This is a genomic window from Pseudomonas sp. Tri1 (assembly GCF_017968885.1).
Lineage (GTDB): Bacteria > Pseudomonadota > Gammaproteobacteria > Pseudomonadales > Pseudomonadaceae > Aquipseudomonas.
Genome location: NZ_CP072913.1, coordinates 612351 through 627174 on the forward strand (window position 1 = coordinate 612351; position 14824 = coordinate 627174).

At 62.0% G+C, this 14824-nt stretch carries 13 protein-coding genes; 12 read left to right on the forward strand and 1 reads right to left on the reverse strand.

Translation table 11 applies throughout. The features are described 5' to 3' along the window. Positions 1–41: 41 nt before the first annotated feature. The gene (locus J9870_RS02650; protein WP_058546520.1) at positions 42–653 is read left to right on the forward strand and encodes a trimeric intracellular cation channel family protein; all 612 of its coding nucleotides are present in this window, start codon (positions 42–44) and stop codon (positions 651–653) included. On the opposite strand, the gene queG is transcribed toward J9870_RS02650, so the two are convergent. Beyond that, a complete protein-coding gene (gene queG / locus J9870_RS02655) occupies positions 635–1714 on the reverse strand; it encodes a tRNA epoxyqueuosine(34) reductase QueG (protein WP_210642585.1) in 1080 nt (359 codons plus the stop codon). The genes J9870_RS02650 and queG overlap by 19 nt on opposite strands. Positions 1715–1777: 63 nt before the next feature. On the opposite strand from queG, the gene J9870_RS02660 reads away from it, so the two are divergent. From J9870_RS02660 to J9870_RS02710, 11 genes are all read left to right on the forward strand, one after another. Then, entirely contained in the window at positions 1778–3277 is a 1500-nt protein-coding gene (locus tag J9870_RS02660; RefSeq protein WP_210642586.1) for an NAD(P)H-hydrate dehydratase, read from the forward strand. After that, complete coding sequence (gene tsaE / locus J9870_RS02665) at positions 3265–3735, forward strand: tRNA (adenosine(37)-N6)-threonylcarbamoyltransferase complex ATPase subunit type 1 TsaE (protein WP_210642587.1); 471 nt, start codon at positions 3265–3267, stop codon at positions 3733–3735. Before J9870_RS02660 ends, tsaE begins: the two co-directional genes overlap by 13 nt. After that, a complete protein-coding gene (locus J9870_RS02670; protein WP_281728934.1) occupies positions 3735–5165 on the forward strand; it encodes an N-acetylmuramoyl-L-alanine amidase in 1431 nt (476 codons plus the stop codon). Before tsaE ends, J9870_RS02670 begins: the two co-directional genes overlap by 1 nt. Continuing rightward, positions 5162–7075: a DNA mismatch repair endonuclease MutL gene (mutL, locus tag J9870_RS02675; protein WP_210642588.1), complete on the forward strand. Its 1914-nt coding sequence runs from the start codon at positions 5162–5164 to the stop codon at positions 7073–7075. The genes J9870_RS02670 and mutL overlap by 4 nt, the downstream gene beginning before the upstream one ends. Further along, positions 7075–8046 carry a tRNA (adenosine(37)-N6)-dimethylallyltransferase MiaA gene (gene miaA, locus J9870_RS02680; RefSeq protein ID WP_210642589.1) on the forward strand — a complete coding sequence of 324 codons (972 nt, stop codon included), beginning with the start codon at positions 7075–7077 and terminating at the stop codon, positions 8044–8046. The genes mutL and miaA overlap by 1 nt, the downstream gene beginning before the upstream one ends. Before the next feature lie 91 nt (positions 8047–8137). Beyond that, positions 8138–8398, forward strand: a complete 261-nt coding sequence (hfq, locus tag J9870_RS02685) for an RNA chaperone Hfq (protein ID WP_003186419.1) — start codon at positions 8138–8140, stop codon at positions 8396–8398. 12 nt (positions 8399–8410) lie between these two features. Further along, complete coding sequence (hflX, locus tag J9870_RS02690) at positions 8411–9712, forward strand: ribosome rescue GTPase HflX (protein ID WP_210642590.1); 1302 nt, start codon at positions 8411–8413, stop codon at positions 9710–9712. Between the two features lie 85 nt (positions 9713–9797). After that, a complete protein-coding gene (hflK, locus tag J9870_RS02695) occupies positions 9798–10967 on the forward strand; it encodes an FtsH protease activity modulator HflK (protein WP_210642591.1) in 1170 nt (389 codons plus the stop codon). Continuing rightward, a complete protein-coding gene (gene hflC / locus J9870_RS02700; RefSeq protein ID WP_210642592.1) occupies positions 10967–11836 on the forward strand; it encodes a protease modulator HflC in 870 nt (289 codons plus the stop codon). Before hflK ends, hflC begins: the two co-directional genes overlap by 1 nt. A 314-nt stretch (positions 11837–12150) precedes the next feature. Next, positions 12151–13338 (forward strand): ATP phosphoribosyltransferase regulatory subunit, encoded by a 1188-nt coding sequence (locus tag J9870_RS02705; protein ID WP_210642593.1) that lies wholly within the window; start codon positions 12151–12153, stop codon positions 13336–13338. Positions 13339–13392: 54 nt separating this feature from the next. Further along, positions 13393–14685: an adenylosuccinate synthase gene (locus J9870_RS02710; protein ID WP_003186407.1), complete on the forward strand. Its 1293-nt coding sequence runs from the start codon at positions 13393–13395 to the stop codon at positions 14683–14685. Positions 14686–14824: the final 139 nt, after the last annotated feature.

Below are 14824 nucleotides of genomic sequence, written 5' to 3' on the forward strand. Positions count from 1 at the left end.
AAATGGCTAGACTGCGCGCCTTCCAGTAAGGACCGCCCCTCATGTTGCTGATGCTTTATCTGATCGCCATCACCGCCGAAGCCATGACCGGCGCCTTGTCCGCCGGGCGCCGTGGCATGGACTGGTTCGGCGTGGTGCTGATCGCCTGCGTCACGGCATTGGGTGGCGGTTCGGTGCGTGACGTGCTGCTCGGGCATTACCCGCTCACTTGGGTCAAGCACCCGGAATACCTGGTACTGACCACCGCAGCGGCGATGCTCACGGTTTTCCTCGCGCGCTGGATGCGCCATCTGCGCTCGCTGTTCCTGGTGCTCGACGCCGTGGGCCTGGTGGCGTTTACCCTGATCGGCTGTATGACCGCCCTGGAAATGGGCCACGGCATGCTGGTGGCGTCGGTCAGCGGTGTCATCACGGGCGTGTTCGGCGGCATCCTGCGGGACATATTCTGCAACGACATCCCGCTGATCTTCCGCCGCGAACTCTACGCCAGCGTCTCGTTTGCCGCAGCATGGTGTTATCTATTGTGTGTCTTCCTGCAACTGCCGAGCGAGCAGGCGATCCTCATCACTTTGTTCGGTGGCTTTTTGTTACGGCTCCTGGCGATCCGCTTTCACTGGGAAATGCCCAAGTTCGTTTATAACGACGAGGTCTGACGCTCGGCGTGTTGGCGCAACGCCCATTCCACATGTTCGCGCACCAGTTCCGACGGATAATCGCGCCGCGCTTGCAGTGCCTGTAGCACCGGAATCGTTGACGGTGCGTTCCCCAAGCCTACCGCCAGGTTGCGTAGCCAGCGTTCGTAACCGGCGCGGCGCAGCGGCGAACCTTCGGTGCTGCTCAGAAACCGATCCTCGTCCCACATGAACAGCTCGGCCAGCCCGGCATTGTCCAGGTTGTGCCGCGGCTTGAAGTCGCTTTCCCCGGAAGGCCGGGCGAAGCGGTTCCACGGGCAGACGATCTGGCAGTCATCACAACCGAACACCCGATTGCCGATCAACGGCCGCAGTTCTTCGGGGATGGCGCTTTTCAGTTCGATGGTCAGGTAGGAAATGCAGCGTCGGGCATCCAGCACGTAGGGGCCGACGAAGGCATTCGTCGGGCAGATGTCCAGGCACGCAGTGCATTTTCCGCAGTGTTCGCTGGCGTGGGGTGGGTCCACCGGCAGGGGCAGGTCGACAAACAGCTCGCTCAAGAAGAAATAGCTGCCAGCCTTGCGGTTCAACACCAGGGTGTTCTTGCCGATCCAACCCAGGCCGGCCTGTTCGGCGATGGCTTTTTCCAGCACCGGGGCGCTGTCGACGAAGGCGCGATAACCGAAGGGGCCGATGACCGCCTGAATTTTTTCTGCCAGTTGCTGCACACGTTTACGGATCAATTTGTGGTAATCGCGGCCCAATGCATAGCGCGAGACATAGGCTTTTTCCGGTTGGCCAAGCAATTGCGCCATTTGTGTGTCGCCCGGCAGGTAGTCCATGCGCAGGGAAACCACCCGCAATGTGCCCGGCACCAGCTCTTCGGGGTGCGAGCGTTTGCTGCCATGGGCGCCCATGTATTCCATCTCGCCGTGATAACCCGCGTCGAGCCAGCGCTGCAAATGCTGCTCGTGCTCGGCAAGGCCCAGGCCGCTGATGCCGACTTGCTGGAAGCCCAGCTCGCGGCCCCAGTCCTTGATGGAGAGGGCGAGGGCAGGGAGGTCTGTGGAAATGGCAGGCATGAGGCGAGAGAAACCGGAGCTGAGATGCGTATAATTCTGCCAGACATCGGAGCCCGAAGACGCATGCCGCACACTAAAGATGATTTTCCCGACGCGCTGTACAGTGCCGCGCAGGTCCGGGCCCTCGACGCACAACTGATCGCGGCAGGCACCAGCGGCTTCGAATTGATGCAGCGCGCGGCCCGTGCCACCTGGCGAGCGATCGTCCGGCACTGGCCTGAGGCCAGCGAGCTGACCGTGCTGGCCGGTCACGGTAACAACGCCGGCGACGGTTATCTGGTGGCAACCTTGGCCCGGCGGGCCGGGTGGTCGGCGCGGGTGGTGGCAGTGGGCGAGCCCGGGCGATTGCAGGGTGACGCCGCCAATGCCCATGCCGAGGCCGTGGCGGTGGGGGTGCAGGTAGAACCGTGGTCGGATGAGGTCGAATTGCGTGGCGTGCTGCTCGACGCCTTGCTCGGCACCGGGTTGAGTGGCGACGTACGCGAGCCTTATGTGCGGGCCATCGACACGATCAACGTCAGCGGCCTGCCGGTCGCGGCGGTGGATATTCCCTCGGGGCTGTGTGCTGATACCGGGCGGGTGCTGGGCACGGCGGTGACGGCCGACCTGACCGTGACGTTCATTGGCCTGAAGCTGGGCCTGTTCACGGGCGATGCGGCGGATCGGGTTGGCGAACTGGTGTTCAACGATCTCCACGCCGATCCTGACATCGTTGAATCGGCAGCGGTCAGTGCCCGACTGCTCTCATCCCATAATCTGCCGCGTCTGGCGCCCCGTGTACCCACCACTCACAAAGGCCGGTTGGGTCATGTGCTGTTGATTGGTGGCGACCGGGGCTTTGGCGGCGCGATCCAGATGAGCGCCGAAAGCGCACTGCGTTGCGGCGCGGGCATGGTTTCGATGGCGACCCGCAGCGAGCATGTCTCGGCTGCGCTGACGCGTTTGCCTGAGGTCATGGTGCAGGGCACTCATTCGGCCAACCAATTGATGGGGTTGCTCAAGCAGGCCAGTGTGCTGGTGGTCGGGCCAGGGCTGGGCCAGGCCGCGTGGGGGCGTAGCCTGTTGTCGGCGGCCGCCAATGCGCTATTGCCGCAAGTGTGGGATGCCGATGCGCTGAACCTGCTGAGCAGCGGCGCTGTCAGTCTGCCTGAACACTGTGTCATCACCCCGCATCCGGGCGAGGCGGCGCGGCTTCTGGACTTGTCCACGGCCCAGGTGCAGGCCGATCGTCCAGCAGCGGCCCACGCCTTGAGCCAGAAATATACCGCCACGGTGATCCTCAAGGGCGCCGGCAGCCTGATCGCCAGTCCGGACGGTCGCCTGGCGGTTTGCAGCCAGGGCCATCCAGCCATGGCCAGCGCCGGCCTGGGGGATGTGTTGGCCGGGGTGGTCGGCGCGTTGCTCGCTCAGGGCATGGATAGTTTTGATGCGGCGTGCCTGGCGGTCTGGCTGCACGCCAATGCCGGTGCGCAAGCCGGTCGATCGGGCCGGGGGCTGGCGGCGACCGATCTGATCCCGGCCATTCGTCAGTTGTTGGAGGAGCATTCACCGTGTCTGAAGTAACCCTGTACGTGGCGGACGAACAAGCCATGACGGCATTCGGGGCGCGCGTTGCACGCATCACGGCGGGCCATGGCCTGATTTTTCTCGAAGGTGACCTCGGAGCGGGGAAAACCACCTTGTCCCGTGGCATTATTCGCGGCCTCGGACACGTCGGCTCAGTCAAAAGCCCCACGTTCACCTTGGTCGAGCCCTACGAGATTGGCGACATCCGTGCCTTCCATTTCGACCTGTATCGACTGGTGGATCCTGAAGAGCTGGAATTCCTTGGTATTCGCGATTATTTCGAAGATGACACCCTGTGCCTGATCGAATGGCCCCAGAAAGGTGCAGGCTTTTTGCCAAAGCCTGACCTGACCATTACCATTGGCGCGCAGAACGGCGGGCGTTTGCTGAAATTGACGCCGCAAGGCTCGCGTGGCGAGTCGTGGTGTGCCGCTTTGGCATTGGAAACTAATTAATGATGGGGTTTGGTATGCGCTTTCGCGCGGTGGTTGCTGTCGTAGGACTGTTGCTTACGGCACTGGCCGTCGATGCTGTGGCCGAGACAAAGGTCAACAGCGTTCGCCTCTGGCGAGCGCCGGACAACACGCGGCTGGTCTTCGACCTGACGGGCCCGGTGCAACACAGCGTATTCACCCTGACCGCCCCGGATCGCCTGGTGATCGACATCAATGGCGCGTCCCTGGGCGCGCCATTGAACGTGGCCACCGCCAATACACCGATTACCGCGATGCGTTCGGCCCAACGGACGCCGACCGACCTGCGGGTGGTCATCGACCTGAAAAAAGCCGTGACCCCGAAAAGCTTCACCCTGGCCCCGAACGCTCAGTACGGCAACCGACTGGTGGTGGATCTGTTCGATAACCCGGCCGACGCCGCGCCACCTTCGCCGCCGCCGACCAATGTCGCCACGATACCGGCGGTGCCGGTGACGCCGACCGAACCGGCGATCAAGCTGCCACCGGCCCCGGCCGGCAAGCGCGACATCATCGTGGTGATCGACGCCGGTCACGGTGGCGAAGACCCGGGGGCCTCGGGCTCGCGTGGGCAGCGTGAAAAAGACGTGGTGCTGTCCATCGCCCGCGAGCTGCAGCGCCAGGTCAACGGCATGAAAGGCTTCCGTGCCGAGCTGACCCGTACCGGCGACTACTTCATTCCGTTGCGTGGGCGTACCGAAATCGCTCGCAAGAAAGGCGCCGACCTGTTCGTCTCCATCCACGCCGACGCCGCGCCTTCGGCCGCTGCGTTCGGGGCCTCGGTATTTGCCTTGTCCGATCGTGGCGCCACCTCGGAAACTGCCCGTTGGCTGGCCGACAGCGAAAACCGTTCCGACCTGATCGGTGGTGCCGGTAACGTCAGTCTCGACGACAAGGACCGGATGCTTGCCGGTGTGTTGCTCGATTTGTCGATGACCGCCTCGTTGACCTCCAGCCTGAACGTCGGCCAGAAGGTCTTGAGCAACATCGGTCGCGTGACGCCGCTGCATAAACAGCGCGTCGAACAGGCCGGGTTCATGGTGCTCAAGTCGCCGGACATTCCGTCGATCCTGGTGGAAACCGGCTTCATCTCCAACGCCAATGAAGCGTCCAAGCTGTCCTCCGCCAATCATCAGCAGGCGCTGGCCCGCTCGATCAGCAGCGGCGTGCGGCAGTTCTTCCAGCAGAACCCACCGCCGGGCACCTACATTGCCTGGTTGCGCGACTCCGGCAAGATTGTCCAGGGCCCGCGGGACCATCGGGTCAGTCCTGGTGAAACCCTGGCGATGATCGCTGTGCGCTATCAGGTGTCGCCTGCCACCTTGCGCAGTGCCAACAACCTCAAGAGCGACGAGCTCAAGATCGGCCAGACCCTGACCATTCCCGGCAATGACGTGGCGGTTCAGCAATGAGTGACGAAGTGATCGGCAGCAACGCCCGTATCGAACTGCTCAGCCCACGGCTGGCGAACCAGATCGCCGCCGGCGAAGTGGTCGAGCGGCCGGCGTCGGTCATCAAGGAGTTGCTGGAAAACAGCCTCGACTCCGGGGCCAAGCGCATCGATGTGGATGTCGAGCAAGGCGGCGTCAAGCTGCTGCGGGTACGCGATGACGGTGGCGGTATTTCTTCCGACGACCTGCCGCTGGCCCTGGCGCGCCACGCCACCAGCAAGATTCGCGATCTGGAAGACCTCGAGCGGGTCATGAGCCTGGGCTTTCGTGGCGAGGCGCTGGCGTCCATCAGTTCGGTGTCGCGCCTGACACTTACCTCCCGCACCCGCGACGCCGAGCAGGCCTGGCAAGTCGAGACCGAAGGCCGGGACATGGCCTCTCGCGTGCAGCCGGCGGCTCATCCGGTGGGGACCTCGGTGGAGGTGCGCGACCTGTTCTTCAACACCCCGGCCCGGCGCAAGTTTCTCAAGGCCGAGAAGACCGAATTCGATCACTTGCAGGAAGTCATCAAGCGCCTGGCCCTGGCGCGTTTTGACGTGGCGTTCCATTTGCGCCACAACGGCAAGACCATCCTCAGCCTGCACGAGGCCCACGACGATGCGGCCCGCGCCCGGCGGGTGGGTGCGGTGTGCGGTGCCGGGTTCCTGGAACAGGCGTTGCCCATCGAGGTGGAGCGCAATGGCCTGCATCTGTGGGGGTGGGTTGGCTTGCCGACCTTCTCCCGTAGCCAGGCGGACTTGCAATATTTTTATGTGAACGGCCGGGCGGTGCGCGACAAACTGGTGGCCCACGCCGTGCGCCAGGCTTATCGCGACGTGCTGTTCAACGGTCGGCATCCGACTTTTGTGCTGTTTTTTGAAGTCGACCCAGCGGTGGTGGACGTCAACGTGCACCCGACCAAGCATGAGGTGCGTTTTCGTGACGGGCGCATGGTCCACGATTTCCTCTACGGCACCTTGCACCGCGCCTTGGGCGATGTGCGCCCGGAAGATCAACTGGCGGCCCCGGCGGCGGTCGGCGGCATGGTCCGGCCTAGCGGGTTGGAAGCGGGCGAATTCGGGCCCCAGGGCGAAATGCGCCTGGCGGCCAACGCGTTGCTGGAACAGCCGCAAGCGCAACCGAGCTACAACACGGCCGGTAGCGGGGCTGGCAGCGGCTATCAGTATCAATACACCCCGCGCCCGCAATCCAACGTGCCAGTGGCCGAGGCCCAGGCGGCGTATCGCGAGTTCTTCAAACCCTTGCCTGAACCCGGTGCGGCGGCATTGCCCGACGGACAGGGCGACATCCCGCCGTTGGGTTATGCCCTGGCGCAACTCAAAGGTATTTATATCCTTTCGGAAAATGCCCAGGGCCTGGTGCTGGTGGACATGCACGCCGCCCACGAGCGGATCATGTACGAGCGGTTGAAAATCGCCATGGCCAGCGAAGGCCTGAGCGGCCAGCCGCTGTTGGTGCCCGAATCCCTGGCAGTCAGCCAGCGCGAAGCCGATTGCGCCGAAGAGCATGTGAGTTGGTTCCAGCGACTGGGCTTTGAATTGCAACGCCTGGGCCCGGAAACCCTGGCGATTCGCCAGATCCCGGCGTTGTTGAAACAGGCCGAGGCCAATCGCCTGGTCAGCGACGTGCTGGCGGACCTGATGGAGTACGGCACCAGCGACCGGATTCAGGCACACCTGAACGAACTGCTCGGCACCATGGCCTGCCACGGCGCGATCCGCGCCAACCGGCGCCTGGCCCTGCCGGAAATGAACGGCCTGCTGCGGGACATGGAAAACACCGAACGCAGCGGTCAATGCAACCATGGCCGGCCGACCTGGACCCAATTGGGCCTGGACGACCTGGACAAACTGTTCCTGCGCGGTCGTTGATGAACCAGTTGCCACCGGCGATTTTCCTGATGGGGCCGACTGCCGCCGGCAAGACCGACCTGGCTATCGAATTGACCAAGGTGTTGCCCTGCGAGCTGATCAGCGTCGATTCGGCCCTGGTTTACCGGGGCATGGACATTGGCACGGCCAAGCCGTCTAAAGAGCTGCTGGCCGAGTATCCGCACCGACTGATCGACATCCTCGACCCGGCCGAGGCCTACTCGGCCGCGGATTTTCGTCGCGATGCCCTCCAGGCCATGGCCGAGATCACCGCGCGGGGCAAGATTCCGCTGCTGGTGGGCGGCACGATGCTGTATTACAAGGCCTTGGTCGATGGCTTGGCGGATATGCCGGCAGCCGACCCCGAGGTGCGCGCGCAGATCGAAGAAGAGGCTGCACGCCTTGGCTGGCAAGCGCTGCATGAGCAATTGGCGGCCATTGACCCGGAGTCGGCGGCGCGTATTCACCCCAACGACCCGCAGCGGCTCAGTCGGGCCCTGGAGGTTTATCGGGTCAGCGGCCAGAGCATGACAGCCCTGCGCCAGCGACAATCTGCGCAAAGTACTGAAGCAGCCGCTTCGGGACTGCAACAATTGCCCTATACTGTCGCGAATCTGGCTATCGCTCCGGCGAACCGGCAAGTGCTGCATCGGCGAATTGAACAAAGATTCACATTAATGTTGGAACAGGGATTCGTCGACGAGGTCGTAGCCCTGCGTGAGCGAAGTGACCTGCATGCCGGGTTGCCGTCTATACGTGCGGTGGGTTATCGACAAGTCTGGGATTACCTGGACGGCAAGCTGACGTCAGCCGAGATGCAGGAGCGTGGGATCATTGCCACGCGCCAATTGGCGAAACGCCAGTTCACCTGGCTGCGCAGCTGGACTGACTTGCATTGGCTTGACAGTCTCGATTGCGACAATCTGCCACGCGCCTTGAAATACCTCGGGACCATCTCCATATTGAGCTGAGTCCTTGCAATTGCCGTCTATCCTTGGGGGTGTGACGGCCCAAGCCATCTGATTCCGATTTTTATAATTGATCCTTAAAGGAGTGCGGCACATGTCAAAAGGGCATTCGCTACAAGACCCTTACTTGAACACTTTACGTAAAGAGAAAGTTGGGGTGTCCATCTATCTGGTCAACGGGATCAAACTACAAGGCACGATCGAGTCTTTCGACCAGTTCGTCATCCTTCTGAAAAACACCGTCAGCCAGATGGTCTACAAGCACGCGATCTCGACAGTCGTGCCAGTCCGTCCAATTCGTCTGCCTAGCGCAACCGAATCCGAAGGCGGTGACGCTGAGCCGGGTAACGCCTGATAGGAGTCTCCTTTGTTCTTTGAGCGCCACGGTGGTGGTGAACGGGCCATTCTCGTTCACTTGGATGGACAGGACCCTGAGGCGCGCGAAGATCCGCAGGAGTTTCAGGAATTGGCAATTTCGGCCGGCGCCGAGACCGTCGCGTTTTTCAACGTGCCGCGTCATCGGCCAACCGCCAAATTCCTGATCGGCAGTGGCAAGGTCGAGGAGTTGCGCGACCTGGTCAAGGCCGAGCAGGTCGACCTGGTGATTTTCAATCACATCCTCACGCCCAGTCAGGAACGCAACCTCGAACGTGTTTTCGAGTGCCGCGTGATCGACCGTACGGGGCTGATTCTCGACATTTTCGCCCAACGCGCCCGTACCCATGAAGGCAAGCTCCAGGTCGAACTGGCCCAGCTTGAGCACATGAGTACGCGGCTGGTTCGTGGCTGGACTCACCTTGAGCGGCAGAAGGGCGGTATCGGCCTGCGCGGTCCGGGTGAAACCCAGTTGGAAACCGACCGGCGTCTGCTGCGGGTTCGCCTGCGCCAGATCAAGGGGCGCCTGGAGAAGGTCCGCAGCCAGCGTGAGCAGTCGCGGCGCGGTCGCAAGCGCGCGGACATCCCGACGGTTTCACTGGTGGGTTATACCAACGCCGGCAAATCGACCCTGTTCAATAATGTCACCCAATCCGACGTCTACGCCGCCGACCAGTTGTTCGCCACGCTCGACCCGACCCTGCGCCGGCTCGACCTGGACGACCTCGGGCCCATCGTGCTGGCCGACACCGTAGGTTTCATCCGTCACCTGCCGCATAAGCTGGTCGAGGCTTTCCGAGCTACGCTCGAAGAGTCGAGCAACTCCGACCTGCTGCTGCACGTGATCGATGCCGCAGAGCCGGACCGGATGCTGCAGATCGAGCAAGTGATGGTGGTGCTGGGCGAGATCGGGGCCCAGGACTTGCCGATCCTTGAGGTATACAACAAACTCGATTTGCTCGAAGGCGTGGAGCCGCAGATCCAGCGCGATGCCGATGGCAAGCCGCAACGGGTCTGGTTATCGGCCCGTGACGGCACCGGCCTGGACCTGCTCAAGCAGGCTGTGGCGGAGTTGTTGGGCAATGATCTGTTCGTCGGCACGCTGAAATTGCCGCAACGTTTCGCCCGGCTGCGTGCCCAGTTCTTTGAGCTGGGGGCGGTGCAAAAAGAAGAACACGACGAAGAAGGCGTCTGCCTGCTGGCTGTTCGCCTGCCTCGGTCGGAGCTTAACCGGCTGGTCAGCCGCGAAGGGCTGCAACCGATGGAATTCATCGAGCAACACACTTTGCAATAAAAGCCTGAGAAAGCTGTGTCAGGCATTCTGTAGCATTGGTCGGCGCGCCGTGGGTGCGTCTTTGCTTTATCAGATGGAGAGCGCTATGGCTTGGAATGAGCCGGGTGGCAACTCGAATAATCAGGATCCTTGGGGTGGCAAGCGTCGTAACAACGGCGACCGCAAGGGGCCGCCAGATCTCGACGAGGCCTTCCGAAAGCTGCAGGAAAGCCTGAACGGTTTGTTCGGTGGTGGTAAAAAACGCGGTGACGATGGTGGCGGTCGTCCGGGCAAGGGCGGCGGTTTCGGCCTGCTCGGCATCGGCCTTGTCGTGCTCGCGGCTATTTGGCTGTACAGCGCGGTCTATGTCGTGGACGAGCAGGAGCAGGCCGTGGTGCTGCGCTTCGGTAAGTACTACGAGACGGTTGGCCCGGGCTTGAACATCTATTTCCCGCCGATCGATCAGAAGTACATGGAAAACGTCACGCGTGAGCGTGCCTATACCAAGCAGGGCCAGATGCTGACCGAAGACGAGAACATCGTCGAAGTGCCGCTGACCGTGCAATACAAGATCACCAACCTGCAAGACTTCGTACTGAACGTCGACCAGCCGGAAACCAGCCTGCAGCATGCGACCGAGAGTGCCTTGCGCCATGTGGTGGGTTCCACCGCCATGGACCAGGTGCTGACCGAAGGGCGTGAGCTGATGGCCAGCGAGATCAAGGAGCGCCTGCAACGGTTCCTCGATACCTATCGCACCGGTATCACCGTGACCCAGGTCAACGTCCAGAGCGCCGCGGCGCCGCGTGAAGTCCAGGAAGCCTTCGACGACGTGATTCGTGCTCGAGAAGACGAACAGCGTTCGCGCAACCAGGCCGAGACCTATGCCAACGGCGTCGTGCCGGAAGCGCGTGGCCAGGCCCAGCGCATTATCGAAGATGCCAACGGCTACCGCGATGAAGTGGTTTCCCGGGCCAAGGGTGAGGCGGATCGCTTCACCAAGCTGGTGGCCGAGTATCGCAAGGCTCCAGAAGTCACCCGCGAGCGTCTGTACCTGGACACCATGCAGGAAGTCTTCAGCAACACCAGCAAGGTCCTCGTGACCGGCAACAAGAACGGTCAGAGCAATCTGCTGTACCTGCCGCTGGACAAGATGGTCGAAAGCGGTCGCAACACCAGCGCGCCGTCGACTGGCGCGGCAGCCATCAACAATGACGGCAACGCCCGTGCGGCGGATCTGCAGCAACAGCAAGCACGTACCAGGGAGAGTCGCTGATGAGCAATAAATCGCTGATCGCCCTTATTGTCGGTGTCGTCGTGGCGATCGCTGCCTGGAACTGCTTCTACATCGTGGCTCAGACCGAGCGTGCGGTGTTGCTGCAGTTTGGTCGCGTGGTCCAGGCTGATGTCCAGCCGGGGCTGCATGTGAAGGTGCCGTACGTCAACAAGGTGCGCAAGTTCGACGGTCGCCTGATGACGCTGGATGCACCGACGCAGCGCTTCCTGACGCTGGAAAAGAAAGCCGTGATGGTGGACGCCTACGCCAAGTGGCGGGTGAAGGATGCCGAGCGCTTCTACACCGCGACCTCCGGTCTCAAGCAGATCGCCGACGAGCGTTTGTCCCGTCGTCTGGAGTCGGGCCTGCGTGACCAGTTCGGTAAGCGTACGCTGCATGAAGTCGTGTCCGGTGAGCGTGATGCGCTCATGGCCGACATCACCCGTTCGCTGAATACGATGGCGGAAAAAGAGTTGGGCATCGAAGTGGTCGATGTCCGGGTCAAGGCCATCGACCTGCCGAAGGAAGTGAACCGCAGCGTATTCGAGCGCATGAGCACCGAGCGTGAGCGTGAAGCCCGCGAGCACCGCGCCAAGGGTAACGAGCTGGCCGAAGGCATCCGTGCCGACGCCGATCGCCAACGTCGCGTGCTGCTGGCCGAAGCCTATCGTGAATCGGAAGAGGTCCGCGGTGATGGTGACGCCCAGGCCGCTTCGATCTACGCCAAGGCCTATGGTCAGGACCAGGAGTTCTATGGGTTCTACCGTAGCCTGCGCGCTTATCGTGAAAGTTTTGCGAACAAATCCGACGTCATGGTCCTGGACCCAAGCAGCGACTTCTTCCGTTACCTGGAAAAGGCCAAGCCTTGATGCGGCGTTGACCTGAGGTGCTCCGCCCGGCGGCTAAAGCGTCGGGCGGGGTGATCCTTTGGGAAAACGTGTGTATGATGCGGCAGCCGGGAAATTCCCGGCTTTTTTGCGTCTGCACGTTTGATTGCGTTTTGTAGTTGCAGGCGTCGAGTTGAACGACTCGACAGGTTTCTCGAGGAAAGTGCTGGGCGAGGCCGATTGCTGGCCATTCGTCACGTCGCCCTTGCGCGTGTTTTGCGTACGGCACAGGTATTTTCTGCTTCACTCAAGGCCAGCCCGAAAGCTGGCCGCCCGGACCATAGGGGAATGGCGTAATGGCAACGGTAGACCGCTGGCTGCTGCCAGATGGCATCGAAGAAGTACTGCCACCGGAAGCTGCGCGTATCGAAGTAGCGCGTCGCCAGGTGTTGGATCTGTTCCAGAGCTGGGGTTACGAGTTCGTCGTCACCCCGCATATCGAGTACCTGGAATCGCTGCTGACCGGCGCGGGCCAGGACCTGGATTTGCGCACCTTCAAGGTTATCGATCCGCAGTCGGGCCGGCAGATGGGCTTTCGTGCCGACATCACGCCACAAGTGGCGCGCATCGACGCTCACACCCTGCGCCGTGAAGGCCCGAGCCGCCTGTGTTACGCCGGCAGTGTGCTGCATGCCCAACCGCGCGCCTTGTCGTCTTCGCGCAGCCCGATCCAATTGGGTGCCGAGCTGTATGGCGACGCCAGTCCCAGCAGCGACGTGGAAGTCATCAGCCTGATGTTGGCCATGTTGCAACTGGCTGACGTACCGGATGTCCACATGGACCTGGGTCATGTCGGCATCTATCGCGGCCTGGCCCGTGCGGCCGGTCTGTCCGGGGAAGTGGAGCAACAGTTGTTCGATGCCCTGCAACGCAAGGCTATCGACGAAGTCATCAGCCTGACCGAAGGCTTGCCGGCCGATCTGTCGGGCATGCTGCGGGCGTTGGTGGACCTGTGCGGTGGTCGTGAAGTATTGGCGGCGGCCCGCGAACGCCTGGCCCATGCGCCGGCGCCAGTGTTGGCGGCGCTGGATGATTTGCTGGCGATTGCCGAGCGCCTGTCGGTGCGTTTCCCCGAGCTGCCGCTGTATTTCGACCTGGGCGAGTTGCGCGGTTATCACTACCACACCGGCGTCGTGTTTGCGGTGTTCGTACCGGGCGTAGGCCAGTCCATTGCCCAGGGCGGTCGTTATGACGATATCGGCGCCGACTTCGGTCGGGCCCGTCCGGCGACTGGCTTCTCTACCGATTTGAAAACCCTGGTGACCCTGGGGCGTGCTGAAATCGAGCTACCGTCTGGCGGTATCTGGATGCCTGACAGTACGGATGCGGCACTCTGGCAGACGGTCTGCCAGTTGCGCAGTGAGGGTCAGCGCGTCGTCCAGGCTTTGCCTGGGCAACCTTTGGCCGCCGCCCGTGAAGCGGACTGCGACCGGCAATTGATTCAGCAGAACGGGCTTTGGCAAGTATTGCCGCTGGCTTCTTGAGTTTTCCTGCCGGCTGCGGCCGGCACCAAGTTTGCGCGAATGAGGACAAGTGTTATGGGTAAGAATGTCGTAGTCCTGGGCACCCAGTGGGGTGATGAGGGCAAAGGCAAGATCGTTGATCTGCTGACCGAACATGCTGCCGCCGTAGTGCGCTACCAGGGTGGCCACAACGCAGGTCACACCTTGGTGATCGACGGTGAAAAGACCGTTCTGCACCTGATTCCGTCGGGCGTGCTGCGCGAAGGCGTGCAGTGCCTGATCGGCAACGGTGTGGTGGTGGCTCCCGACGCCTTGCTGCGGGAAATCATCAAGCTGGAAGAGAAAGGCGTACCGGTGCGCGAGCGCCTGCGTATCAGCCCGTCCTGCCCGCTGATCCTGTCCTACCACGTTGCGCTGGACCAGGCCCGTGAAAAGGCCCGTGGCGAGCTGAAGATCGGCACCACCGGTCGTGGCATCGGCCCGGCCTACGAAGACAAAGTGGCTCGTCGTGGCCTGCGCATCGGCGACTTGTTCCATCGCGAGCGTTTCGCCGCCAAGCTGGGCGAGTTGCTGGACTACCACAACTTTGTCCTGGTCAATTATTACAAAGAGCCGGCCATCGACTTCCAGAAAACCCTGGACGAGTGCATGGAGTATGCCGAGCTGCTCAAGCCGATGATGCTCGACGTCACTGCCGAGCTGCACGAGCTGCGTCGCGCCGGCAAGGACATCATGTTCGAAGGTGCCCAGGGTTCGTTGCTGGACATCGACCACGGTACCTATCCGTACGTTACCAGCTCCAACACCACCGCCGGCGGTATCGCCACGGGTTCGGGGTTTGGTCCGATGTACCTGGATTACATCCTGGGTATCACCAAGGCCTACACCACCCGCGTCGGTTCGGGCCCGTTCCCGACTGAGCTGTTCGACGACGTGGGTGCCTTCCTGGCCAAGCGCGGTCACGAGTTCGGTGCTACCACCGGTCGTGCCCGTCGTTGTGGTTGGTTCGATGCCGTCATCCTGCGTCGTGCCATCGACGTCAACAGCATCTCGGGCCTGTGCCTGACCAAGCTGGACGTGTTGGACGGCCTGGAAACCATCAATATCTGCGTGGGCTACAAGAACCAGGACGGCGCCGTCATCGACGCACCGACCGACGCGGACAGCTACATCGGCCTGGAGCCGGTGTACGAGCAGATGCCTGGCTGGACCGAATCGACCGTGGGCGCCAAGACCCTGGAAGAGCTGCCAGTGGCGGCCCGCAACTACATCAAGCGCGTTGAAGAGTTGGTCGGTGCGCCGATCGACATTATTTCGACGGGGCCAGATCGCAACGAAACCATCGTTCTGCGTCACCCGTTTGCCTGATAAGTCGTTGATGTAAAACACAAAGGCCCCTTGTTTGGGGCCTTTGTCGTTTCTGCCGGTCGGGCGGCACGACCTTTGCTACGCATCGTTAACAATAAGTGCTTCTTTGAAGTGCCATCAATTTAATGGCGTTTAGTAG